Source organism: Lysobacter sp. yr284 (assembly GCF_900107375.1).
GTDB lineage: Bacteria > Pseudomonadota > Gammaproteobacteria > Xanthomonadales > Xanthomonadaceae > Lysobacter.
The window spans coordinates 990,204-1,013,232 of record NZ_FNPT01000001.1 but is presented as its reverse complement, the minus strand read 5'-3'; the positions used below and the strand labels follow the sequence as shown (position 1 = coordinate 1,013,232).

The 23,029-nt window shown below is 71.4% G+C and carries 23 protein-coding genes; 16 read left to right on the top strand and 7 right to left on the bottom strand.

Translation table 11 applies throughout. The annotated features are described in order from the left end of the window. Nucleotides 1-56 precede the first annotated feature (56 nt). The 7 genes from tgt (at nucleotide 57) to BLV01_RS04080 (ending at nucleotide 6,815) form a co-directional block, all read left to right on the top strand. Nucleotides 57-1,163, top strand: coding sequence for a tRNA guanosine(34) transglycosylase Tgt (gene tgt / locus BLV01_RS04110; RefSeq protein ID WP_091794247.1), 1,107 nt, complete (start codon nucleotides 57-59; stop codon nucleotides 1,161-1,163). Nucleotides 1,164-1,421: 258 nt separating this feature from the next. Then, nucleotides 1,422-1,769: a preprotein translocase subunit YajC gene (gene yajC / locus BLV01_RS04105; protein ID WP_091794245.1), complete on the top strand. Its 348-nt coding sequence runs from the start codon at nucleotides 1,422-1,424 to the stop codon at nucleotides 1,767-1,769. A gap of 58 nt (nucleotides 1,770-1,827) precedes the next feature. Further along, nucleotides 1,828-3,687: a protein translocase subunit SecD gene (gene secD / locus BLV01_RS04100; RefSeq protein ID WP_091794243.1), complete on the top strand. Its 1,860-nt coding sequence runs from the start codon at nucleotides 1,828-1,830 to the stop codon at nucleotides 3,685-3,687. Between the two features lie 15 nt (nucleotides 3,688-3,702). Beyond that, complete coding sequence (gene secF / locus BLV01_RS04095) at nucleotides 3,703-4,668, top strand: protein translocase subunit SecF (RefSeq protein ID WP_091794241.1); 966 nt, start codon at nucleotides 3,703-3,705, stop codon at nucleotides 4,666-4,668. A 190-nt stretch (nucleotides 4,669-4,858) separates the two neighbouring features. Beyond that, nucleotides 4,859-5,260: a GFA family protein gene (locus BLV01_RS04090; RefSeq protein WP_091794239.1), complete on the top strand. Its 402-nt coding sequence runs from the start codon at nucleotides 4,859-4,861 to the stop codon at nucleotides 5,258-5,260. A 199-nt stretch (nucleotides 5,261-5,459) separates the two neighbouring features. Beyond that, nucleotides 5,460-5,921 carry a hypothetical protein gene (locus tag BLV01_RS04085; RefSeq protein ID WP_091794237.1) on the top strand — a complete coding sequence of 154 codons (462 nt, stop codon included), beginning with the start codon at nucleotides 5,460-5,462 and terminating at the stop codon, nucleotides 5,919-5,921. A gap of 18 nt (nucleotides 5,922-5,939) precedes the next feature. Then, complete coding sequence (locus tag BLV01_RS04080) at nucleotides 5,940-6,815, top strand: class I SAM-dependent methyltransferase (protein WP_091794236.1); 876 nt, start codon at nucleotides 5,940-5,942, stop codon at nucleotides 6,813-6,815. 177 nt (nucleotides 6,816-6,992) lie between these two features. Here BLV01_RS04080 and BLV01_RS04075 read toward each other — a convergent pair whose 3' ends face one another. After that, nucleotides 6,993-7,811, bottom strand: coding sequence for an inositol monophosphatase family protein (locus BLV01_RS04075; RefSeq protein WP_091794234.1), 819 nt, complete (start codon nucleotides 7,809-7,811; stop codon nucleotides 6,993-6,995). 97 nt (nucleotides 7,812-7,908) lie between these two features. Between BLV01_RS04075 and BLV01_RS04070 the strand changes: the two genes are divergently transcribed. From BLV01_RS04070 to BLV01_RS04060, 3 genes are all read left to right on the top strand, one after another. After that, nucleotides 7,909-8,829, top strand: coding sequence for an RNA methyltransferase (locus BLV01_RS04070; RefSeq protein ID WP_091794232.1), 921 nt, complete (start codon nucleotides 7,909-7,911; stop codon nucleotides 8,827-8,829). A 142-nt stretch (nucleotides 8,830-8,971) separates the two neighbouring features. Then, entirely contained in the window at nucleotides 8,972-9,943 is a 972-nt protein-coding gene (locus tag BLV01_RS04065) for a phosphate/phosphite/phosphonate ABC transporter substrate-binding protein (RefSeq protein ID WP_091794752.1), read from the top strand. Continuing rightward, the gene (locus tag BLV01_RS04060) at nucleotides 9,940-12,087 is read left to right on the top strand and encodes a putative bifunctional diguanylate cyclase/phosphodiesterase (RefSeq protein WP_091794230.1); all 2,148 of its coding nucleotides are present in this window, start codon (nucleotides 9,940-9,942) and stop codon (nucleotides 12,085-12,087) included. Before BLV01_RS04065 ends, BLV01_RS04060 begins: the two co-directional genes overlap by 4 nt. Before the next feature lie 128 nt (nucleotides 12,088-12,215). Here the strand turns inward: BLV01_RS04060 and BLV01_RS04055 are convergent, their stop codons facing one another. Together BLV01_RS04055 and BLV01_RS04050 are read right to left on the bottom strand one after the other, a co-directional pair. Further along, nucleotides 12,216-12,914: an exopolysaccharide biosynthesis protein gene (locus BLV01_RS04055; protein ID WP_091794228.1), complete on the bottom strand. Its 699-nt coding sequence runs from the start codon at nucleotides 12,912-12,914 to the stop codon at nucleotides 12,216-12,218. Then, a complete protein-coding gene (locus tag BLV01_RS04050) occupies nucleotides 12,895-14,229 on the bottom strand; it encodes a hemolysin family protein (RefSeq protein ID WP_091794226.1) in 1,335 nt (444 codons plus the stop codon). The genes BLV01_RS04055 and BLV01_RS04050 overlap by 20 nt, the downstream gene beginning before the upstream one ends. A 429-nt stretch (nucleotides 14,230-14,658) precedes the next feature. On the opposite strand from BLV01_RS04050, the gene BLV01_RS04045 reads away from it, so the two are divergent. Together BLV01_RS04045 and BLV01_RS04040 are read left to right on the top strand one after the other, a co-directional pair. Beyond that, the gene (locus BLV01_RS04045) at nucleotides 14,659-15,285 is read left to right on the top strand and encodes a DUF47 domain-containing protein (RefSeq protein WP_091794224.1); all 627 of its coding nucleotides are present in this window, start codon (nucleotides 14,659-14,661) and stop codon (nucleotides 15,283-15,285) included. 10 nt (nucleotides 15,286-15,295) lie between these two features. After that, nucleotides 15,296-16,423: an inorganic phosphate transporter gene (locus BLV01_RS04040; protein WP_091794222.1), complete on the top strand. Its 1,128-nt coding sequence runs from the start codon at nucleotides 15,296-15,298 to the stop codon at nucleotides 16,421-16,423. A 209-nt stretch (nucleotides 16,424-16,632) separates the two neighbouring features. Here the strand turns inward: BLV01_RS04040 and BLV01_RS04035 are convergent, their stop codons facing one another. Further along, nucleotides 16,633-17,037 (bottom strand): hypothetical protein, encoded by a 405-nt coding sequence (locus tag BLV01_RS04035; RefSeq protein ID WP_091794220.1) that lies wholly within the window; start codon nucleotides 17,035-17,037, stop codon nucleotides 16,633-16,635. Between the two features lie 40 nt (nucleotides 17,038-17,077). Between BLV01_RS04035 and BLV01_RS04030 the strand changes: the two genes are divergently transcribed. Next, nucleotides 17,078-17,413, top strand: coding sequence for an MGMT family protein (locus tag BLV01_RS04030; RefSeq protein ID WP_254782490.1), 336 nt, complete (start codon nucleotides 17,078-17,080; stop codon nucleotides 17,411-17,413). A gap of 153 nt (nucleotides 17,414-17,566) precedes the next feature. Next, nucleotides 17,567-18,295 carry a rhomboid family intramembrane serine protease gene (locus BLV01_RS04025; RefSeq protein ID WP_091794216.1) on the top strand — a complete coding sequence of 243 codons (729 nt, stop codon included), beginning with the start codon at nucleotides 17,567-17,569 and terminating at the stop codon, nucleotides 18,293-18,295. A gap of 125 nt (nucleotides 18,296-18,420) precedes the next feature. Here the strand turns inward: BLV01_RS04025 and BLV01_RS04020 are convergent, their stop codons facing one another. From BLV01_RS04020 to BLV01_RS04015, 3 genes are read right to left on the bottom strand one after another with little or no spacing between them, the layout of a single operon-like run. Further along, on the bottom strand, nucleotides 18,421-19,353 hold the full coding sequence (locus BLV01_RS04020) for a tetratricopeptide repeat protein (protein ID WP_175485765.1): 933 nt from the start codon (nucleotides 19,351-19,353) through the stop codon (nucleotides 18,421-18,423). After that, nucleotides 19,350-19,829 (bottom strand): hypothetical protein, encoded by a 480-nt coding sequence (locus BLV01_RS26095; protein ID WP_175485764.1) that lies wholly within the window; start codon nucleotides 19,827-19,829, stop codon nucleotides 19,350-19,352. Before BLV01_RS26095 ends, BLV01_RS04020 begins: the two co-directional genes overlap by 4 nt. Next, entirely contained in the window at nucleotides 19,829-21,199 is a 1,371-nt protein-coding gene (locus BLV01_RS04015; RefSeq protein WP_091794212.1) for an ATP-binding protein, read from the bottom strand. The genes BLV01_RS26095 and BLV01_RS04015 overlap by 1 nt, the downstream gene beginning before the upstream one ends. A 269-nt stretch (nucleotides 21,200-21,468) precedes the next feature. On the opposite strand from BLV01_RS04015, the gene BLV01_RS04010 reads away from it, so the two are divergent. Together BLV01_RS04010 and BLV01_RS04005 are read left to right on the top strand one after the other, a co-directional pair. After that, entirely contained in the window at nucleotides 21,469-22,611 is a 1,143-nt protein-coding gene (locus BLV01_RS04010; RefSeq protein ID WP_091794210.1) for an AAA family ATPase, read from the top strand. Next, nucleotides 22,608-23,027 carry a bpX5 domain-containing protein gene (locus BLV01_RS04005; protein WP_091794208.1) on the top strand — a complete coding sequence of 140 codons (420 nt, stop codon included), beginning with the start codon at nucleotides 22,608-22,610 and terminating at the stop codon, nucleotides 23,025-23,027. Before BLV01_RS04010 ends, BLV01_RS04005 begins: the two co-directional genes overlap by 4 nt. The last annotated feature ends 2 nt before the right edge of the window (nucleotides 23,028-23,029 follow it).

Sequence of the window (23,029 nt, the reverse complement as noted above, 5' to 3'; positions counted from 1 at the left end):
CCCTGAATCCCCCGCGAGTCGCCCATGCGCCCGCCACCCACCCAAGGAACCCGCGCATGAGCCGCATGTCCTTCCAACTCCTCGGCCAGGACGGCGCCGCGCGCCGCGGCCGCCTGACGTTCCCGCGCGGCACGGTCGAAACCCCGGCGTTCATGCCGGTCGGCACCTACGGCTCGGTCAAGGGGATCATGCCCGAGCACGTGCGCGACCTCGGCGCGCAGATCATCCTCGGCAACACCTTCCACCTGTACCTGCGTCCGGGCCTGGACGTGATCGGCGACCACGGCGGCCTGCACGGCTTCGCCCGCTGGAACGGGCCGATCCTGACCGACTCCGGCGGCTTCCAGGTGTTCTCGCTCGCGCACCGGCGCAAGATCACCGAGCAGGGCGTGACCTTCGCCTCGCCGGTGGACGGCAGCAAGGTGTTCCTGGGCCCGGAAGAAAGCATGAACATCCAGCGCGTGCTGGATTCGGACATCGTCATGATCTTCGACGAGTGCACGCCGTATCCGGCCACCGAGGACGTCGCGCGCAAGTCGATGGAGCTGAGCCTGCGCTGGGCCGAGCGTTCCAAGAAAGCCCACGAAGGCAACGACGCGGCGCTGTTCGGCATCGTCCAGGGCGGCGTCCACCACGGCCTGCGCACGCGCTCGGCCGAGGGCCTGAAGGCGCTGGGCTTCGACGGCTACGCCGTCGGCGGCCTGGCGGTGGGCGAGCCGGAGGCCGAGCGCAACGAGATGCTCGAACACACCTGCCCGCAGCTGCCCGAAGACCGCCCGCGCTATCTGATGGGCGTGGGCCGGCCCGAGGACCTGGTCGAATCGGTCGCGCGCGGCGTGGACATGTTCGATTGCGTGATGCCGACCCGCAACGCCCGCAACGGCCACTACTTCACCGCCCAGGGCACGGTGCGGGTGCGCAACGCCAAGTACGAGCGCGACCTGCGCCCGATCGAGGAGGGCTGCGACTGCTACGCCTGCGCCAACGGCTTCAGCCGCGCCTACCTGCGCCACCTGGACCGCTGCAACGAGATGCTCGGGCCGATGCTGGGCACCCTGCACAACCTGCGCTACTACCAGCGGCTGATGGCGCAGATGCGCGCGGCGATCGAGCAGGGAACCTTTGCCGCCTTCCGCGAGTCCTTTTACGCCGCACGCATGTAAGACGCCGTCCGCCGGCACCGCGGGCGGACTCTCTGTCCTGCTCTCCCGTCCGCGGGAGAGGGCAGGGGTAAGGGTCTCCCAGCCGTCGTCGCCCGCCGCCCCGTACAGGGACGGCGCGGGCCGCGCCGGCCCCCGGCCCGCCCCGAAAGCGTGCGCCCCGGCCCAGATTCGACCCGGCTCCGCCCGGATCGGGGCCGGCCGTAGCCCCGGCCCGGCCGTGGCATAATCCCCGGCTATTTTAGTTCCAGGACTTCACAGATGAACCTGCTCGACCTCCTGATCGCCCCCGCCTACGCCCAGGCCGCCGCCGCGCCCTCGGCCGGCCCGCTCGGCAGTTTCGGCGGCCTCGTCCTGCCGCTGGTGCTGATCGCGGTGATGTACTTCCTGATCTTCCGCCCGCAGATGAAGCGCGCCAAGGAACACCGCGGGATGCTGGAGAAGCTGTCCAAGGGCGACGAGGTGCTGACCAACGGCGGCATCGCCGGCACCGTCACCAACATCGGCGAGAACTTCATCACCGTCGAGATCGCTCCGAACGTGGCCATCCGCGTCCAGCGCGGCGCGATCGCCAACGTGCTGCCCAAGGGCACCTTGAAGTCGGCCTGAGCCGACGCCACGCCATCTTGAGAAGCGGCGGCCGGGGAGGCCGTCGCAGGGGTTTTCGATGCTGACCTTCGCGCGCTGGAAATACTTCGCCATCCTGGCGGTCCTGATCCTCAGCGTGATCTACGCGCTGCCCAACGCTTATCCGCAGGACCCCTCGGTCCAGGTCTCCGCCGCCAAGACCGGCACGACCGCGATCGACGCCTCGCTGGCCAAGCGCATCGAAGGGATCCTGGCCGAGGCCAAGATTCCGGCCAAGTCGGTGCTGGTGGAGGAGCAGGGCAACCTGCTGGTGCGCCTGGCCGACACCGAGCAGCAGACCCGCGCCGCCGACACCCTGCGCCCGCGCCTGGGCGGCGACTACGTGGTCGCGCTGAGCCTGGCGCCGACCGCGCCGAAGTGGCTCGAAGCGCTGGCCGCCAAGCCGATGCCGCGCGGCCTCGACCTGCAGGGCGGCGTCCACTTCGTCATGCAGGTGGACCAGAACGCCGCGCTCGACAAGCGCCTGGACGCCTACGTCGAGGACATCCGCTCGACCCTGCGCGACGCCGGCGTGCCCTACACCTCGGTGGTGCGCCGCGGCAACGAAGCGCTGGTCGCCACCCTCGGCCAGAACGCCGACAAGGCCAAGGCGCAGCAGCGCTTGCGCACCGCGTTCCCGACCCTGGCGATCAACCTCGACGGCCAGACGATCGCCCTGGAAGTGCCGCAGACCGAACTCAGCCGGATCGCGCTGGAAGCGGTGGAGCAGAACCTCAACACCCTGCGCAACCGCATCAACGCCTTCGGCGTGGCCGAGCCGGTGATCCAGCGCCAGGGCACCGACCGCATCGTGATCCAGCTGCCGGGCCTGCAGGACACGGTCGAGGCCAAGCGCCAGATCGGCGCCACCGCGACCCTGGAATTCCGCGCCGTGACCGGCGACGAGCGCGCCGCCGAGGCCGCGCTGAAGGACCGCAGCATCCCGCCGGATTCGCGCGTCTACTACACCCAGGACAAGGTCCCGCTGTTGCTGTCCAAGCGCCTGCTGGTCTCCGGTGATCAGCTGGTCAACGCCCAGCCGATCACCGACTCGCAGACCGGCGAGCAGGGCGTGGACATCAACCTCAACAGCGTCGGCGGCCAGCGCATGCTCGAGCACACGCTGGAGAACGTCGGCAAGCGCCTGGGCATCGTCTACGTCGAGCAGATCCCGACCACCAGCATCGTCGACGGCAAGGAAGTGCAGTCGATCCGCACCGAGGAGCGGGTGATCAACTCCGCGACCATCCGCGGCGTGTTCGGCAAGAGCTTCCGCACCACCGGCCTGAGCGCGGAAGAATCCAAGTCGCTGGCCAACCAGCTCAAGTCCGGCGCCCTGGCCGCGCCGATGGTGTTCGTCGAAGAGCGCGTGGTCGGCCCGAGCCTGGGCGCGGAGAACGTCAAGCGCGGCACCACCGCGGTGCTGTACTCGTTCGTGTTCGCGCTGAGCTTCTTCCTGATCTACTACCGCGTGTTCGGCCTGATCACCTGCCTGGCGCTGCTGCTGAACCTGCTGATGGTGGTCGCGCTGATGTCGCTGATGGGCGCCACCATGAGCCTGCCCGGCTTCGCCGGCCTGGCCTTGTCGGTGGGCATGTCGGTCGACGCCAACGTGCTGATCAACGAACGCATACGCGAGGAATTGCGGGCCGGGGTACCGCCACAGGCGGCGATCGCCACCGGCTACGACAAGGCTTCCGGCACCATCTTCGACTCCAACATGACCGCGCTGCTGGCCGGCGTCGCGTTGTGGGCGTTCGGCACCGGTCCGCTGCAGGGCTTCGCGATGACCATGATCATCGGCATCCTGACCTCGGTGTTCACCGCGGTCACCGTGTCGCGCGGCATCGCCACCCTGGTGTACGGCGGCCGCCGCAAGCTCAAGTCCATCGCGATCTGACGGGAGAACCCTGACATGAAGATTTTCCCGCTGACGCTGCTGCCCAACGACGCCAACATCGATTTCATGCGCCTGCGATGGATCTCCATCGCGGTCGCGGCGATAATCATGTTCGTCGCCATCGGCGCGATGGGCACGCGCGGTTTCAACTACGCCCTGGACTTCACCGGCGGCAACCTGATCGAGGCGCAGCTGGACAAGGCGATGCCGCTGGACGCGGTGCGCGAGAAGCTCGCCGCCGACGGCTACGACAGCGCCCAGGTGCAGACCTACGGTTCCGGCAACCAACTGCTGATCCGCCTGCAGCCGCGCGAGGGCGAGAGCGGCGACGCCGCCACCGCGCACGCGGCCGAGGCGGTGACCAAGGCCATCGCCAGCAACGGCGGCAGCGCCAAGATCGTGCGCAACGAGTTCGTCGGCCCGCAGGTCGGCAAGGAACTGGCGCTCAAGGGCCTGTACGCGCTGGTGTTCGTGGTGGTGGGCTTCCTGATCTACATCGCCTTCCGCTTCGAATGGAAGTTCGCGGTGGCGGCGATCATCACCACCCTGCACGACGTGATCGTGGTGGCCGGCTGGTTCGCCATCAGCGGGCACGAGTTCGACCTGACCGTGCTGGCCGGCATCCTGTCGGTGATGGGCTACTCGATCAACGACACCATCGTGGTGTTCGACCGCGTGCGCGAGAACTTCCGCACCATGCGCGCCGACCCCGAGACGGTGCTGAACAAGTCGATCAACCAGACCCTGTCGCGCACCATCATCACCTCGTTCGTGGCCTTCCTGACCGTGGTCTCGCTGTACCTGTACGGCGGCGGCTCGCTGCGCGGCATGGCCGAGTCGCAGATGCTGGGCATCATCATCGGCACCGTGTCCTCGATCTTCGTCGCCTGTCCGCTGCTGACCCTGGGCCTGCTCAAGGTCTCCAAGCAGGACCTGATGCCGAAAGCCAAGGACGACGCGGCGCTGGCGCGCCGGCCGTAAGCGGCGTTCGCATCCGTAACCCGGAAAAGGCCGCGCGCAAGCGCGGCCTTTTTCGTTGGCGCGGGCGGATGGCGGCCCTGCCCGCGTTTGCCTAGCGCGGCCGTTCTGCGGCGCAGGCCCGCACGCACGATCGCGGCGGCGCTATGGTGGCGGCACCGGCCTGCGGGCCGTCCGATCGGAAGGCGCCTCCATGGACCCAGTCACTGCAGGTTGCCTGTGCGGCAAGGTCCGCCTGGTCGCGAGCGGCCGCCCGTACCGCATCGGCGTCTGCCACTGCCTGGATTGCCGCAAGCACCACGGCGCGCTGTTCCATGCCTCGGCGATCTACCCCGACACCGCCGTCGCAATCGAGGGCCAGACGCGCGCCTACGCCGGCCGGCACTTCTGCCCGGACTGCGGCTCGTCGGTGTTCGGCCGTTCCGGCGACGAGATCGAGGTGCACCTGGGCGCGATGGACGCGCCGGACCGGTTCGTGCCGACCTACGAGTTGTGGACGATCCGCCGCGAATCCTGGCTGCCGGCGTTCGCGCATACCCGGCGTTACGAGCGCGATCGCCAGGGGCCGGGTCGCACGGAGGACCCGGCCGAGTGAACGCAGCCGCCGCCCCGGTGTAGCAGCGGCGCGAGCCGCGACCGCGACGGCACCGCTGCGGCGCGGTTTTCGCCGCGAGCGTGGGCTGCGCGGTCGCGGCTTGCGCGGCGAGGCCGTCGCTGGCCTGCGGCGTCGCTGCGATTGACCCCGCCGCCGCTTCGCGAAAGACTGCTTCGGCTACGGCCGCACAAGGATCGGTATGAAGTCGGATACGACGGCGATGCGAGGGCGCGCGCACGCGCTGGGTTGGGTCTTGGCCGCCGCGACGTTCGCCGCGGCCGGCGCCGCGTTCGCGCAAGCGCACGACGAGGCGTTCTTCAAGCGCGACATCGCCTATTTCCAGCAACGTTCGGCGCTCAGCGTGCATGCGCGCCTGCTCGGCGCGCAGGCCGTCGCCGATCATCACGGCAGCGACGGCCGCCTGGGGTATCGCACGTTCCGCATCCGCGCCCGCGCGCTGGAAACCTTCAAGGGCGATCCGCCGGGCGAATTCGATTTCGAAGTCACCCAGGAGCAGCCGAGCCGGCCGCCCGACGGCGGCGACTACATTCTCAACCTCAGCCGCACGCCCGACGGGCGCTGGTACCTGACCGACGACAGCGTGGGCTGGATCCGGGCCACGCCGGGGCTGCTCGCCCACGCCCGCACCCTCAAGCGCTGAGCGCCAACGGAGACCGACTTGGACACGCCCATCCCCGACGCGCCGCCGAACGCGGAACAGATCGAGTACTGGAACGGCGCGGTCGGCCTGCGCTGGCTGGCCTACAACGACTGGCTCGACGAACGCACCGCCGCCTACGGCCGCGCCGCGTTCGCCGCGGCCGCGCCGCAGCCCGGCGAATGCGTACTCGACATCGGCTGCGGCGCCGGCGCGACCACGTTCGAACTGGCGCGCGCGGTCGGCCCCGACGGCGCGGCGACCGGCATCGACATCTCCGCGCCCTTGCTCGGCCGCGCGCGCGAACGCGCCGCCGCGCTCGGCCTGGCGGTCGAATTCCTCGAGGCCGACGCCAGCCGGCCGCCGTTCGCGCCGCAGCGCTTCGATTTGTTGTTCTCGCGTTTCGGCGTGATGTTCTTCGACGACCCGGCGGCCGCCTTCGCCGAACTGCACAAGACCCTCAAGCCCGGCGGCCGCATCGCCTTCGCCTGCTGGCAGGACCCGCAACTCAACGACTGGTACGAGCGGCCGCTGGCCGCGATCGCGCACATCCTCGAGCGCGCGCCGGTGGACACGCGCCAGCCGGGGCCGTTCGCGTTCAGCGATCCGGACCACATCCGCGAGGTGCTGGCCGCGGCCGGTTTCGCGCAGGTCGAACTGGCGCCGTTCGCCACGCCGTTCTACCTCGGCCGCGGCGCCAGCCGCGAGGCGATGGCCGACGACGCGATGGAGCAGGTGTTCCGGGTCGGGCCGATCGCGCGGCTGCTGGAGCCGCAGAGCGAGCAGGTCCAGGCCCAGGCGCGCGGCGCGATCCGCGCCTCGTTGCTGGAACTGGCCGACGACCACGGGCTCGAAGTCGGCGGGGCGATCTGGGTGGTGACGGCGCGGGCGGGGTGAGGCGCCATGGCGCGGACCGGATTCGGCGATGAATCGGAATCGACCGGCGCGGGCGCTTCGCTGCGGTCGGACGACGCCGACGCGCCGCACCCGCGCTGAGCTGCGCGGCAACGAAAAACGCCGCGACGGGCGCGGCGTTTCGGTTTCGCGTGGATGGCGCCAGACCGGCGCGCCGGCTCAGTCGAACGCGGCGGCGTAGCCGGTGTTCACGATCCGCTGCTGCAGCGCCTCGGCCACGCGCAGGTTGCCGGCGACGATCTGGCGCGGCTGCAAGCCGCGGTTGTCCATCGGCCCGGTGCCGCGGCCCTTGAAGTCGGTGACCTTGCCGCCGGCCTCGCGCACCATCAGCACGCCGGCCGCCACGTCCCACGGCTTCAGGCCGGCTTCGAAGTAGGCGTCGGCGCGGCCGCAGGCGACGTAGGCCAGGTCGAGCGCGGCCGAACCGGTGCGGCGCACGTCCTCGGCGTCGAGCAGCAGGTTGTCCAGGCACTTGAGGTGGGCGCTGGCGCGGGCGCGTTCGCGCGGCGGGAAGCCGGTGATCAGCATCGCGCCGCCGAGGTCCTTGCGGTCGGCGATGCGCACGCGCTTTTCGTTGAGCTGCATGCCGCTGCCGCGGCTGGCGGTGAACAGGTCGTTGCGCAGCGGGTCGAAGATCACGCCGTGGGTCGGCTCGCCGTTTTCGCACAGCGCGATCGACACGCAGAAATGCGGGATGCCGTGCAGGTAGTTGCTGGTGCCGTCGAGCGGATCGATGACCCAGGTGTTGCGCGACTGGCCGATCGGGCCGTGCTCTTCGCCGAGGATGGCGTGGTCGGGCGTGGCGCGGCGGAATTCCTTGATGATCTCCGCTTCGGCCAAGCGATCGACTTCGCTGGCGTAGTCCATGCGGTCCTTCTCCACCACGTTGAGCGCGTCCAGGCGGTGCATGTGGCGCAACAGGATGTTGCCGGCGGCGCGGGCGGCCTTGACCATGAGGGTGACGGCGGGTTTCTGCATGGCTTTACGGCCTCGGACGGAATGAGGTGGGGACGGCTGACGGGGGGAAAGAGCGGGCCGGCGCCTGTGGCCGGGGCGGGGAGTTTACCATCTGCGCATGAATCACGATCCCCGCGAACCCTTCCCGGCCGCCCAGGCGACCGAAAACGCCAACCCGCCCGAGGCTGCGCCGGCGCCCGCGCCCGGCCCGGCCGGCGGCGAGGAACCCGCCGCCGTCGACCCGGCCCTGGCCCGGATCCGCGTCGTCCTGGTCGGCACCCAGCACCCCGGCAACATCGGCTCGGCGGCGCGGGCGATGAAGACCATGGGTCTGTCGCGGCTGATCCTGGCGGCGCCGGAAAAGGCCCCGGACCGCGACAGCTACGCCCTGGCCGCCGGCGCCGACGACGTCCTGGCCGCGGCCGCCATCGTCCCGGACCTGGCCGCCGCCGTGGCCGACTGCCATTTCGTGCTCGGCTGCACCGCGCGCAGCCGGCGCATCGCCCTGGAGCAGTTCGACCCGCGCCAGGCCGCGGCGCTGTGCGAGGCCCGCGCCCGCGCCGGCGGCGAAGTCGCGCTGGTGTTCGGGCGCGAGCGCACCGGCCTTGAGAACCACGAATTGCAGTTGTGCCACGCCGCCGTGCACATCCCGGCCAACCCGGCCTACAGCTCGCTGAACCTCGCCGCGGCGGTGCAGGTGCTCAGCTACGAGCTGCGCATGGCCTCGCTGGCGGCGACCGCGCCGGCGTCCGCGTCGGCGCCTGCGCCGTCGGTCGCGGCCGCGGTCGTGGGCGACGGCGGCGACCGCCGCGAGCCGCCGGCCAGCCACGCCCAGATGGAAGGCTTCTTCGGCCAGCTCGGCCAGGCTCTGGACGCGATCGACTTCCACAAGGGGCGCACGCCCGAGGCGGCGATGCACAAGCTGCGCCGGCTGTTCCTGCGCGCGCAGCTCGACGAGCGCGAGGTGCGCCTGCTGCGCGGCGTGCTGGCCGACGTGGAACGCACCGCGATGCTGCTGGCCGCCGCGAACAAGCGCTGACGCGCCGGCGGCGTTGGCCCCGCGGTCGCCGCGACGCCGGTCGCGGCGCCGCGCCCTGCGGGCCGGCGCGGCCGAACTATCGGCCGCCCCGCCGTTTCGATTACGCTGCCGCTGCGGTGTGCCGATCCGCTCGGCGAGGATGATGCGATTGGTCGCTAGAGCTTGGCGTTTGGCGTTGCTGTTCGGACTGGTCCTGTCCGGGGCCTGGGGTCCGGCCGCCGCGTCGCCGGCGCCGCACGAGCGCGCCGGCCACGGCCACGGCGACGACCCCGACGCCCACGTGCTGGTGCTGGGCCGGATCAGCGACGATCCCAAGGCCCATTACGAGCAGCTCAAGCCGTTGCTGGACTACGTGGTCCCGCGCATGGCCGGGGTCGGCATCCGCGAGGGCCGGATCCTGATGGCCAAGGACGCCCAGCAGATGGGCAGCTACCTGCGCCGCGGCCGGGTCGACTGGGTCAGCGAGACCGCCGGCACCGCGATGCTGCTGCGCCAGCGCGCCGGCGCGCAGCCGCTGCTGCTGACCGAGCGCGACGGCGTGAGCCACTACCACAGCGTGTTCTTCGCCCGCCGCGACAGCGGCCTGCGCTCGCTCGACGATCTCAGCGGCCACAACGTCGCCTTCCAGCGCCCGTCCTCGACCAGCGCCTACTTCGTGCCCGCCGCGACCTTGCTCGAACGCGGCCTGCGCCTGGAGATCCTGCTGTCGCCGACCGACCGCATCAACCGCGGCGCGGTCGGCTACCTGTTCGCGCGCTCGGAACTCAACATCGCCACCTGGGTGCACAAGCGCCTGGTCGATGCCGGGGTCATGAGCAACCTGGACTGGGACAACCCGCGCCGGGTGCCCGAGGCGTTCCGCCGCGACCTGGTGCTGATCGGCCGCAGCGCCGACTACCCGCGCGCGCTGGAGCTGGTGCGGCCGGGCCTGGACCCGAAGGTCAGCGCGCGCCTGCGCGAAGTGCTGCTGGATGCGGCCGGCGATCCCGACGCCGGCGAGGCGCTGCTGCGTTTCTTCAAGACCACCCGCTTCATGCCGGTCGATCCGGCCTCGCAGCGCGCGCTCGACCGCATCGGCCACGGCGTGGCGCAGGTGCGCGCGGAGGTGGAATGAAATCGCCGCGCGGCCTGCAGGCCAAGTTCCTGTCGATCATGGGCCTGGCCCTGCTGGTGGTGGCGGTGCTGATCACCCTGCTGCTGCTGCGCCAGGAGCGGATCCAGAGCGCGGTGGTCGGGGTCAGCCGCGACGCGATGCGCGACAGCTTCGTCGCCAGCCTGCGCCGCCACGGCGAGGGCGAGGTGGCCCAGCTCGCCGGCTCGCTGACCAATCCGCTGTACTACTTCGACCTCGACGCGATCGGCGAACTCGGCCGCGCGGCCATGGCCAACCCCGGCGTGCGCTATGTCGTGGTCTACGACAACGACGGCAACATCGTCCACGACGGCAGCGAGGCGATCCCCAGCTACGGCAAGCGCATGGACGATGCGATGGCGGCGCGGATCGTGGCCTCGCAGCGCCTGCTCGCGCAGTGGGGCGAGAACAACTTCGACGTGTCCGCGCCGATCAAGATCGGCCAGCAGCGCCTGGGCGGGGTGCGCGTGGGCTACGACCTCAAGGCCATGCGCGCCTACCAGGACAGCGCGCTGGACGAACTGCGCCAGCGCCTGGACGCGCTCGGCCGGCTGCAGTTGCTGTGGGTGGGGCTGCTGAGCCTGGGCCTGCTGGCGCTGGGCGCGGCGATGCTGTGGCTGATCCAGCGCTGGCTGGTGCGGCCGATCCGCGAACTGGCCGAAGCCGCGCACGCGATCGAGGACGGCCGCTTCGGCCAGTTCGACGATTCCGACGCGGCCCGCCACAACGACGAAGTCGGCGACCTGATGCGCGCCTTCAGCCGCATGAGCCAGTCGCTGGCGCGCCACGACCGCGACATCCGCCGCATGGCCTACACCGACTCGCTGACCGGGCTGGCCAACCGGCTGGCGTTCCGCGAGGCGCTGGACCAGCGCCTGCAGCAGCTCGACGGCGGCCACGGCCAGCTGGCGCTGCTGTTCGCCGACATCGACGACTTCAAGCGGGTCAACGACACCCTCGGCCACGACGCCGGCGACGAGGTGCTGCTGCAGTGCGCGCAGCGCATCGCCGCCACGGTCGAGCGGGTCGGCGGCGACAGCGCGCTGCTGGCGCGCTTCGGCGGCGACGAGTTCGTGATGCTGGTGGAGGGCGGCGGCGAGGCCGGCCGGCCCGGCGCGGCGCGCGAGGCCGCGACCCGCCTGGCCGAGGCGCTGGTGGCCGAGCTCGGCCAGCCGATCGCGGTGCACGAGCGGCAGGTGTTCCTGGGCACGTCCATCGGCGTGACCCTGTATCCCGAGGACGCCGCCGGCGCGACCTCGCTGATGAAGAACGGCGACATCGCCATGTACCAGGCCAAGGTCGCCGGCAAGAACTGCTACCGCTTCTACAGCCGCGCGATGGACCAGGCGGTGGAGCGGCGGGTGCAGCTCGAACACGCGCTGCGCGGCGCCTGGGACCGCGGCGAGCTGAGCCTGGCCTACCAGCCGGTGTACCGGCTCGGCGACGGGGTCATGGTCGGCGCCGAGGCCTTGCTGCGCTGGAAGCATCCCGAGCAGGGCCTGATCGCGCCGTCGGTGTTCATCGACGTGGCCGAGCAGAGCGGGCAGATCGAGACCCTCGGCCCGCAGGTGCTGCGCGCGGCCTGCGAGGACGCGGTGTCGTGGCAGCGCGCGCGTCCGGAGGCTGAGCCGCTGTTCGTCTCGGTCAACGTCTCCCCGCGCCAACTGCGCAACGGCGACCTGCCCAACGTGGTCGCCGCCTGCCTGCAGGAAACCCAGCTGCCGCCGTGGCGGCTGCACCTGGAGCTGACCGAGACCGCGGTGATCGGCGACGAAGTCCACGCCAGCGCCTTGCTGTCGCGTCTGCGCGCGAGCGGGGTCAAGGTCTGGCTGGACGACTTCGGCACCGGCTTCTCCGGCCTGAGCCACCTGCGCCGGGTGCCGGTGGACGGGGTCAAGATCGACCGCAGCTTCATCGCCGACGTGCTGCGCGACCCCGACGACCTCGCCCTGACCACCGCGATCATCGCCATGGCCCACTCGCTGGGCGTGATCGTGGTGGCCGAAGGGGTGGAGAAGGAAGGCCAGTACGCGGTGCTGCGCGAGCGCGGTTGCGACCTGGCGCAAGGGTATTGGCTCGGGCACCCGGTGCCGGCGGCGGAGTTTCTGGCGCAGTTGCCGAAGTAGGCGGGTTGCGCCGTTGGTGTCGGTTCGCGGTCGCGGCTCGCGCCGCTCCTACAGGTAGCCCATGTAGGAGCGGCGCGAGCCGCGACTGCGCAAATCCGACTACGTCGCAAGCTTCCTGCGCGACGTCCTCAGCCCAGCTTGTCCCGAGCCAGCGCGATCCACTCCGTCATCGCCTGCACCAGGCTGCCGGACAGGATCCCGAACACCACCACCGCCGCCGCGCCGGCGGCCCAGGCGATCAGCATCAGCTTGCCGTCGCGTTCGAGCAGGGCGAAGGCGAACAACAGCAGCAGCGCGCCGAACAGGAAGTTGGTGAACGGGATCGGCAGCGACAGCAGCACGCCGACCAGCACCACCAGCAGGCCGGTGCAGGCGCTGGCGGCGCGGTGGTCGAGCAGCGCCGGCAGGCGCGGGCTGACGAAGCGTTCCAGCCGGGTCAGCCACGGCGCCAGCAGGTTGCGGAACCTGGCCAGCGCGCTGCGGTGCGGGCCGCGCCGGGCGATGAAGCCCGGCAGCCACGGCTTGCGCAGGCCGATCAGCAGCTGCAGGCCGACCAGGATCACCAGCGGGCCGCTGATCGCGCCGCCGACGCCCGGGATCGGGATGAAGGCGGGCAGGGTGGAGACGAACAGCAACATGCCGAACGAGCGGTTGCCCAGGCCGTTGAACACGTCGCCGAACTTGACCGCCTCGTCCGGATCGCCGGCGACGATGGCGTCGAGCAACGCGCGGGTGCCGGCCTCGTGCGCGGCGCCCGCGCCGGCGCGGCGGCGCGGGCCGCCGTCGCCGCGACCGGGCGGGTCGCGATCAGCCGCTGGTGGCGTCATCGTCGCCGGATTCCGCGGGCTTGGGCTGCTGCGGCTGCAGCAGCAGTTTGTCGATGCGCGGGCCGTCCAGGTCGATCACCTCGATCCGCCATCCGGTCCAGGCGAAATGCTCGCCCACGTGCGGGATGCGGCCGAAGTGGGCGATGACCATGCCGGCGACGGTGTTGAAGTCGTGCTCGTCCTCGTTCGGCAGGCGTCCGCCGCCGACGACTTCGCGCAACTCCTCGACCGGCAGCGCGCCGTCGACCAGATAGCTGCCGTCCTCGCGCTGCACCACCGGGCCGGGCTGGTCGTCGGAGTCGGCGTTCTGGACCCGGCCGATCACCGCGCCCATCAGGTCGTTGACCGTGATCAGGCCGGTGACGTCGCCGTATTCGTCCACCACCAGCGCCAGCGACTGCTGTTCCTCGCGGAAGATCTCCAGCAGCTTCAGCGCGTGGGTGGATTCGGACACGAACAGCGCTTCCTTGAGCTGGCCGAACAGGTCCGGCACCTGGCCCTGGACCAGCTCGGCCAACAGCGACTTGGCCTCGAGCACGCCGAGCACGTCCTGGTCGCTGCCGCGGTAGACCGGGAAGCGCGAGAACGGCGACTCGCGCATGATCGCCAGGTTCTCCTCCAGCGAGGCGGCGGCGTCGAGCCAGGCGATACGCGTGCGCGGCGTCATCAGGTTGTCGGCGGTGCGGTCGCCGAGGCTGAGCACGCGGTTGACCATCTTGCGTTCGTCGGCGTCGATCACGCCCTGCTCGTGGCTTTCGCTGACCAGCAGGCGGATCTCCTCTTCGCTGATCTCGCTGCGCGCGTCGTCCTTGATTCCGAGCAGGCGCAGGACGAAGCGGTTGATGGTGCCGAGCACGAACACCGCCGGCTTGGCCGCGCGGGCCAGGCCGTTGAGCACGATCGCCACCGAACTGGCGATGCGCTCGGGGTTGGTCAGGGCCAGGCGCTTGGGCACCAACTCGCCGAAGATCACCTGCGCCGATGCGATCAGCACCACCGCGGTGCCGATGCCCAGGGTGTGGGCGTAGCGGGTGGCGTCGCCGGGCAGCAGGAAGTCGAACCAGCCGGCGATGATCAGGCCGATCGACTCGCCGCCGAACAGGCCGGTCAGGATGCCGATCAGGGTGATGCCGATCTGCACGGTCGACAGCAGGTTGTCCGGCTGCTCGGCCAGCGCCAGCGCGGTGCGCGCGCCCTGGCTGGTCTCGGCCATCTGCTTGAGCCGCAGCTTGCGCGAGGTCATCAGCGCCATCTCCGACATCGCGAAGAACGCGTTGACGACGATCAGGGCCACGACGATCAGAAGTTCCAGCATCGGCAGCGCCTCCTGTGGCCGGTGGATTCACGGAAGGGGGCGGGGTGGTACGGGGGGGCCGACAGGGCGCGGCCGGGCGGCGGTTTTGGGTCGTCGTCCATGGTGTGGTGCGTGGGAAGGAAGGGTCGCCGCGGCCGGCGCACGGGGCGCGGGACAGGGCGGGGCCGATCTTAGCAGGCCCGCGCGGCGCCCCTTCGTGAAAGACGGGCCGGCGCGCGGAACCGCCAACTCGGTGCGCATCCGTACTCTTCTGGGGGCGCCCGGATGGCCCGTCAAGGTGGGCGGGCCGTCTTCAAAGCGTCATAATCGCGCCCGCACGCCCCGTTCCGGTCCCCGGCGCGGCGGCGCGCGGCACCGGCCGGGCCGGTCGCCGACCCCCATTCGAACCCGCCGGACGGCCTCGCCGCGACCGGCCCAGAGGCTCCCCGCATGTTCTCCCTGCAGACGATTTTCGGCCAAGGCAACCAGTTCTATACCCTGCTGGAGGAGGCGGCCGTCGCCGCCCACGACGCGACCAAGGCGCTGCACGAGATGCTCAAGGCCGCCGACCGCCAGCCGGCGCTGGACGCGTTCAAGCTGGCCCGCCAGCGCGAGCGCGAGACCTCCGACAAGATCAGCCAGGAGTTGGTCGACAGCTTCATCACCCCGATCGAGCGCGAGGACATCGAGGCGCTGTCCTCGGCGCTGTACAAGATCCCCAAGCAGGTGGAGAAGTTCGCCGACCGCTACTCGCTGGCCACCCGCCACCTGGAGCACATCGACTTCGCCCCGCGCGCGGCGATGCTGGAACAGGCCGCCAGCGTGGTGGTGAAGATGGTCCACCAGCTGCGCCACCTGAAGCTGGAGCCGATGAAGGCGCTCAACGACCAACTGCGCGCGCTGGAGAACGAGGCCGACCGGCTGATGCTGGAGCTGTACCGCGACATCTATTCCGGCCAGCTCGACAACCTGCAGATGTTCCTGCTCAAGGAGTTCTTCGAGATCCTGGAAAAGGCGATCGACCGCTGCCGCGAGGCCGGCGTGGTCGCTTACCAGATCGTCCTGAAAAACTCCTGAGGCGCGCGCGATGCTTACGCTCGTCCTGGTGGTGATCCTGGCCGCGTTGATCTTCGAATACGTCAACGGCTTCCACGACACCGCCAATTCCATCGCCACGGTGGTGGCGACCAAGGTGCTCTCGCCGATGCAGGCGGTGATGCTGGCGGCCTCGACCAACCTGGTCGGCGCGTTGTGGGGCACCGCGGTGGCCAAGACCATCGCCTCGGGCCTGATCGACGCCGGCGTGGTCGAAGTCGGCTCGCAGCTGCTGCTGTGCGCGCTGCTCGGCGGCATCATCTGGAACCTGATCACCTGGTGGCTGGGGCTGCCGTCCTCGTCCTCGCACGCGCTGATCGGCGGCCTGTGCGGCGCGGCGATCGCCGCGGCCTCCAACAACTGGCACGCGGTGGTGTGGTCGCATCCGGCCGAACCGATCTGGAAGAGCGCCGGCGTGCTGTGGAAGGTGGTCGTGCCGATGTTCACCTCGCCGCTGCTCGGCTTCGCCGCCGGCTTCCTGGTCATGGGCGTGCTGTTCGCGGTCATCTCCGCGATGGCCGCCAGCGGCGGCGTGCTGCGGCGGATCGCGCGGCCGCGCTGGGTCAACGGGTTCTTCGGCAAGGCACAGCTGCTCAGCGCCGCCGGCATGGGCTTCGCCCACGGCATGAACGACGCGCAGAAGACCATGGGCATCATCGCCCTGGCCCTGATCAGCGCGCAGCAGGCCGGCACCCTCGACAACCTGCCGGCGTGGCTGGCGTTCCTGCACCCCTCGCCGGGCGCGATCGCCAACAACGACATCGACACCTGGATCAAGCTGACCTGCGCGGTGGTGATGGCGGCCGGCACCGCCGCCGGCGGCTGGCGCATCATCAAGACCCTCGGCCACAAGCTGGTCAAGCTGCACCCGATCCACGGCTTCGCCGCCGAGACCAGCGCCGCCTCGGTGATCATGGCCGCGTCCTCGCTGGGCATCCCGGTCTCGACCACCCACAACATCTCCGCCGCGATCATGGGCGTGGGCACGGCCAAGCGCTTCAACTCGATCAAGTGGACCGTGGTGGAGAAGATGATCTGGGCGTGGATCCTGACGATCCCGGCGGCCGGCGGCATCGCTTATGGCCTGTTCGAGGCGATGCGGTTCTTCGGCTGGATCTGAGGTCCGGCGCCAGCGACGGATACGAAAAAGGCCCGCGGATGCGGGCCTTTTTTTCGCCTGGGCAGCGGGTTGCGTCGCCGTTGCGGTGTCGCGGTCGCGGCTTGCGCCGCTCCTACAGGCAGCCCATGCGGCGTCCGCAGCCCCTGTAGGAGCGGCGCGAGCCGCGACCGCGAAAACTCAACTACGACGAAACCGCCCTTCGCGTGGAATCAGAGCAAATCGCCGTTCGCCGACAGCACCCGCTCCATGCTGTCGCCGACGCCGCCGATCTCCAGCACCAGGCGCTGCACTTCGGCCGCGTCCAGGGTTTCCAGCGGACGGTTCTCGCACAGCTGCAGGTAGGGCACGCCGTCGAGGTTGCCGATGGCGAGGTAGCCGACGTGGCTTTCCCAGTTGAACGCCAGCGCGCGGCGCGCGTCCAGGCCGGTGGTCGGGGCGATCGCGGTGCTCACCCGCAGGAACGCGCGGCCGTCGTCGTCCTCTTGTTCGGACAGGAATATCGACTGGTGGCGGGTGCCTTGTTCGAGCGAGAGCTCGACGCAGATCACGCTGTCGTGGACGGACAGGCGGAATCCGGCCTGGGTCAAATGCTTGTGGATACGGTCGAACTGCATGGGGGCGACTCCTGCGCGCAACAGGGCATATGCTACCGCGATGGACAGCGAAACTGCCGCCAAACGCATTTACGCCGCGATCCGCGCGATTCCCCGCGGCGAAGTCGCCGGCTACGGCGAGGTCGCGCGCCGCGCCGGCCTGCCGGGACGCGCCCGCCTGGTCGCGCGCCTGCTCGGCGAGAACGAGGACGCCAAGCTGCCCTGGCACCGGGTCCTGCGCTCGGACGGCCGCATCGCCTTCCCCGACGGTTCCAAGGGCTGGCGCGAACAATCCCAACGCCTGCGCGCGGAAGGCGTGAAGGTCGAGAACGGGCGGGTGCGCGGCCAGCGCGCGGCGGCGAGCGTGGACGAGCAGATCTGGGGGCCGGGCGACTGAACCGGCGCGGTGCGGACGGGCCGCGTCGGCGCGGTCGCGGCGACCGCGACCGCCGCCGCATTCCGATCTGAACGAGCGGCGCGGCCTGCACGCCGCGCTCACCTCCGCGGCGGCCGGGCGCGGCTACCATAGCGCCCGATCCGAGGAGTCGCGATGGTTTCCAGGCTTTTTTCCAGCATCCCGTCGGTCACGCGCAAGCTGCTGATCGCCAACGTGGCCGTTTTCCTGTTGCAGTCCATCGCCGGCGCGAGCGAGGCCACGCGCGCCTGGCCGCTGTGGTTCGAACTGTGGCCGTGGGTGCCGGCGCCGTACGAGGTCGACGGGCCGGGCTTCATGCCGTGGCAGTTGATCACCTCCGGCTTCATGCACGGCGGGCTCGGCCACCTGGTGTTCAACATGCTCGCGCTGGTGATGTTCGGCTCGTCGATCGAGCACGAATGGGGCGCGCGCCGCTACACGATCTATTACGTCGTCTGCCTGCTCGGCTCGGCCTTGCTGCAGCTGGCGGCGGCCACCTATGCCATCTACCAGGGCCAGTTGGTGCTGACCCTGGGCGCGTCGGGCGCGATCTACGGCCTGCTGCTGGCCTACGGGGTGATGTTCCCGAACCGCAAGGTGACCTTGCTGCCGTTCCCGATCGTGCTCAAGGCGCGCACGCTGGTGATCGTGTACGTGGTCGCGTCGCTGTTCTACGGCGTGTTCACCACCGGCACCGGCGTGGCCCACTTCGCCCACCTCGGCGGCATGGTGGTGGGCTGGCTGTTGATCCGCTGGTGGCGCTCGCACCCGCCGCGCGGCGGCAGCGGCGGCCCGCGCCGCGACCCGCGCGCCGAAGCGCTGCGCGCGCGGCGCAAGGCGTCGAAGCTGCGCGCCGTCAAGTAACCCGCGGCAGTTTCCCTGTAGGAGCGACGCGAGTCGCGACCGCGACAACCCACCTACGCCGCAACTTGCGCGATGGTTGCGTTGTCGCGGTCGCGGCTCGCGCCGCTCCTACATAAAAGCGTCGCTCAGAAACCGGGGCGCAACCGCACCTGTTCCAGTTCCTTCTTGACCGAGCGCCAGAACAGCGTCGGCGCGACCCAGGTGTAGGCGCAGAACGCCAGCCAGGCGTACGAGATCGGGCCGACCCATTGCGCCAGGCCTTGCTGCGGCAGCGCGATCAGGGCGATGCGGTAGAGCAGGAACATGCCCAGCAGCAGCAACACCATGCGCGTGCGCGAGCCGGCGCTGAGGAAGCTCTGCAGGCGCCACCACAGCCCCAGCAGCGGGCTGCGCCGCGCCTTCACCGCGGCCATCAGGGTCAGCGCGTCGGCGTCGGTGGGGTCGATCTGCAAGGCCCAGGCGGCGTGCTCGCGGGCGCTGTCGGCGCGGCCGCGGGCGAGTTCGCAGTGGCCGAGCACGCACAGCGCGTCGAGGTGTTCGGGATGGCCGGCGAGCACGTCGCGCGCCAGCCGCTCGGCTTGCGCGCGGTCGCCGCGGCGCAGTTCCAGCCAGGCCAGCAGGGCGGGGTAGTCGGGATCGTCGGGGTCGAGCGCGCAGGCCCGGCGCGCGTGTTCCAGCGCCTGCGCGTCGCGGCCCCAGGCGCGGTAGAGGCGGGCGAAGGCGTCGGCCACCGGCGCCGCCTCCGGCGAGCGTTCGCGCGCCGCCTGCAGGTGCGCTTCGGCGTCGGCGAAGCGGCGCTGCGCGGTCGCCGCGCTGGCCGCGGCCAGGTGCGCGAACGCCGATTCGGGCGTCAGCTCCAGCGCGCGCTGCGCTTCCAGCGCGGCCGCGTGCAGACGCTTGCGCTTGACCAGGCACAGCGCCAGGAACGCGTGCGCGTCGCTGTGGTCGGGGTCCTCGCCGAGCAGGCGCAGCAGCGCGTCGATGGCCGAGTCGATCTGGCCGTGCGCGTAGTAGCGCTCGGCCATGCGGTACAGCGCGTCGGGGCTGTAGGCGCTCATTGCAGCGCCGCCCGCAGCAGCGGCGGCAGCGCCGACAGGTCGAGCGCGCCGCGTCCGACCACGGCCAGCAGGATCGTCAGCGGCATGCCGTTGCGCGGCTCGCCGCCGTAGTGCTCCCAGATGTCGAAGGTGCGTTGCTGCATCAGGTACAGCGCGTAGGCCACCGTAACCTTGAGCAGCAGCACCGACAGCAGCGCGTACGGCGCCGCCGCCGGGCTCAGCCAGCCCGCGCCGACCGCGACGGTCACCGCGATCACCAGCGCCGGCGCGCCGAGCAGGCTGAGCGCGACGCAGCTCCATTCGCGCGTGCGCGTCGGGCTGCCGAGCGCGGCGGAATTGAACGCGAACCAGGCCAGGCCGAAGCCGCCGCCGGCCAGCATCAGGGTCAGCAGCGGCCACAGCGGATCGGTGGCGTAGCGGCTCAGGCCCGACGGCAAGGGTTCGTCGGGCAGGCGGTACAGGGCGCGTTCGGCCATCAGCCGGCTCCGTGGCGTTTGAGGAAGTCCAGCACCTCGTCGTACTGGCCGCCCTGGTTGGCGTAGCGCGCGTGGTTGCGCGCGGTGGTCAGCCATTCCAGCGTGGTCGCGCGGGTGTCCTTGAGCGCGGTGCGCAGGTGCTGCATGGTCAGCGGCGCCTCGCGGCCCTGCTCGATCGATTCCTCGATGGCTTCGTCGACCGCGGTCTCCACCAGGTGGCCCAGGTCGGCGCCGGAGTAGCCCGAGGTCAGCCGCGCCAGTTCGCCGGCGTCGAGGCCGTCGGCCTGCGGCCGCTCGCGCAGCAGCAGTTGCAGGATCGTGCGCCGCGCCGGTTCGTCCGGCGGCGGCACGAACAGCACCCGGTCGAAGCGGCCGGGGCGGCGGAACGCGGCGTCGACCGCCCACGGCACGTTGGTCGCGCCGAGGATCAGCACGCCGCTGTTGTTCTGGGCGAAGCCGTCGAGTTCGGTCAGGAACTGGCTGACCAGCTTGGCCGCGCCGGCCTCGCGCGAGTGCTGGCGCTTGCCGCCGATGGCCTCGACCTCGTCGAAGAACACCACCGCCGGCGCCTGCCGCCGCGCGGTCTCGAAGATCGCGTGCAGCTTGCGCTCGGATTCGCCGATGTACATGTCCAGCACGTCGGTGATGGCGACGTTGAAGAAGCGCGCGCCGCATTCGCCGGCGGTGGCGCGGGCGAGCAGGGTCTTGCCGCAGCCGGGCGGGCCGTACATCAGGATGCCGCCGCCGGAGCGGCGCTTGAAGCGCTCGAACAGCGAGGGTTTCAGGAACGGGGTGACGATGCGGCGGCGGATCTGCTGCTTGACCTCGTCCAGCCCGCCGACCTGCGCGAAGTCGATGCGCGCCTGCGCCGGCTGCAGCAGCCGCACTACGTCGTCGGCGTCGGTGTCGGCGTTGGCGATGCTGGTCTGCGCGCCGGGTCCGGGGCTGGGCCGGCGCGCGGCGGCGAACGAGACCACCTTGCCGCTGAGTTCCGAGGCCAGCGCCGCGTCTTCCAGCGCCGGGTTCAGCGCGAGCGCGCGCTGGTACAGCGCGCGGGCCTCGTCGCGCGCGCCTTCGCCGAGCTTCAGCCGCGCCTGCGCGTACAGCGCGGCGGCCGAGTCTGGCGCGGCGACCGCGAGCGCGCGTTCGTCGTCGCCGGCGCGCAGCAGCAGGGCCAGCGCGGCGTCGCGCTGGGCCGGATCGGCGAGAAGGGCCGGGCCGGACAGGTCCAGCGCGCGGCCCAGCGCCGCCGCGTCGGCGGCGGCCAGGCAGGCGTCGACCACCAGCCGGGCCAGCGCCGGATTGTCGGGGCCGGCGGCGAGCGCGGCGAGCAGGCCGGCGGTGGGATCATTCGGTGGCGTATCGGGCATGGCGACATCCGGGCCGCGGCGAGGCGGGTTGATGGAGCAGGGGAGCGATAGGGTAACCAACCGCCGCGCGCAGCGGCGACGGCGCGCGAGCGCTGCGCCGCTCACGATCCTAACGCGACCGCAGTTGCGGTTTCGCGCGGCCCGCGCCTACAGTGCGCGCTGTGGCCGCGGCACCCGCGCGCGGCCGACCCCTTACCGATTCCACGCCCGCCCGCCGCGCCGGCAACGCCGCCGCGCGCGCGCCGCCAAGGACCCAGGCCGCTCCCGCCATGACTTCCAGTTCCGAAGCCTCCGCCGCGCACCACGCCGCGGCCCGCGTCCGCGATGCCGTGCATGCGGCCACCACCGGCCTGATCGAGCGCGAGCAACTGGCCGAATTGATCGTGCTGGCGGCGGTCGCGCAGGAGCATCTGCTGATCCTCGGCCCGCCCGGCACCGCCAAGAGCGCGGTGGTGCGGCGGGTCGCCGCGGCGCTGGGCGGGCGCTACTTCGAGTACCTGCTGGGCCGCTTCACCGAGCCGTCGGAACTGTTCGGCCCGGTCGACCTGCGCCGGCTGCGCGAGGGCGTGGTCGAGACCGACGTCAGCGGCATGCTGCCGGAGGCCGAAGTCGCCTTCCTCGACGAAGTGTTCCTCGGCTCGACCGCGATCCTCAACACCTTGCTGGGCGTGCTCAACGAGCGCCGCTTCCGCCGCGGCCACACCCAGATCGCGTGCCCGCTGCGGGTCTGCGTCGGCGCGTCCAACGCACTGCCCGACGACGAGTCGCTGGCCGCCTTCGCCGACCGCTTCCTGCTGCACCTGTTCGTCGAGCCGGTGCCGGACCACCAGCTCGAAGCCCTGCTGGCCGGCGGCTGGCAGGCCGAGCGCCTGGCCCTGTCGCACCAGGCCGAACTGAGCGACATCGACGAACTCAGCCGGCGGGTGCCGGCGGTGGCGATGGAGCGCGCGCGCGGCGCGCTGGCCGATGCGATCCGCAAGCTGCGCGGCGCCGGTCTGAGCCTGTCGGACCGGCGCATCGTCAAGGCCCAGCGCCTGATCGCCGCGGCCGCGGTGCTGGCCGGGCGCGACCACGCCACCGAAGCCGACCTGTGGCCGCTGTTCTACGTGCTGCCCACGCGCGAGGCGCAGGTGGCGGCGCAGGACGTGCTGCGCGATTCGCTCGCCGCCGCGGCCAACCCGACCCTGCGCGCGGCGGTCGAGCATGCCGCGCTGCAGCCGGTGTCGCGGGTCGCGCGCCTGCTCGAAGCCGCGCGCGCTTGCCTGGCCGGCCCCGCCGATGCGCCCGGCGCGGTCACGATCGCCGAGGCCTTGCTGCGCGAGATCGACGCCAACTTCGACGCCGACGCGCTGCCGGCCGAACTGGCCGGCGAACGCGCGCGCCTGGCCGAGCGGGTGTCGGCGGCGGCATGAAGTGGTCGTGGGGCCCGGAGCCGGAACCGCCGCCGCCGCAGGGCGCGGCCGGCGTCGGCCGCGCCGTCTCGCGCGCGCTGCTGGCCGCGGTGCAGGCGCTGGAGCCGGCGCGGCGCGGCGCGCTCGCGCTGAGCGCCAATGCCGACGTGCTGGTCGCGACCGGCCCGGCCGAGGCGCTGCCGTGGTGCGAGGGCGTGCTCTACATCGCCCCGCGCGAACCCGCGCCGGCGCTGTGGCTGCCGACCACGCAACGCCCGCAGTTGCCGCTGGACCTGCTGCAGCGCGCGCTGGCGCGGCGGCATCGGCAATCGCCGCTGCTGATGCTGCGCGAGCCGGCGCAACTGGTGCCGCTGCACCGCGCGCTGCCGGCCAGCGACGAACTGATCGCGCAGATCCGCGCGCGCTGGCAGGACTGAGC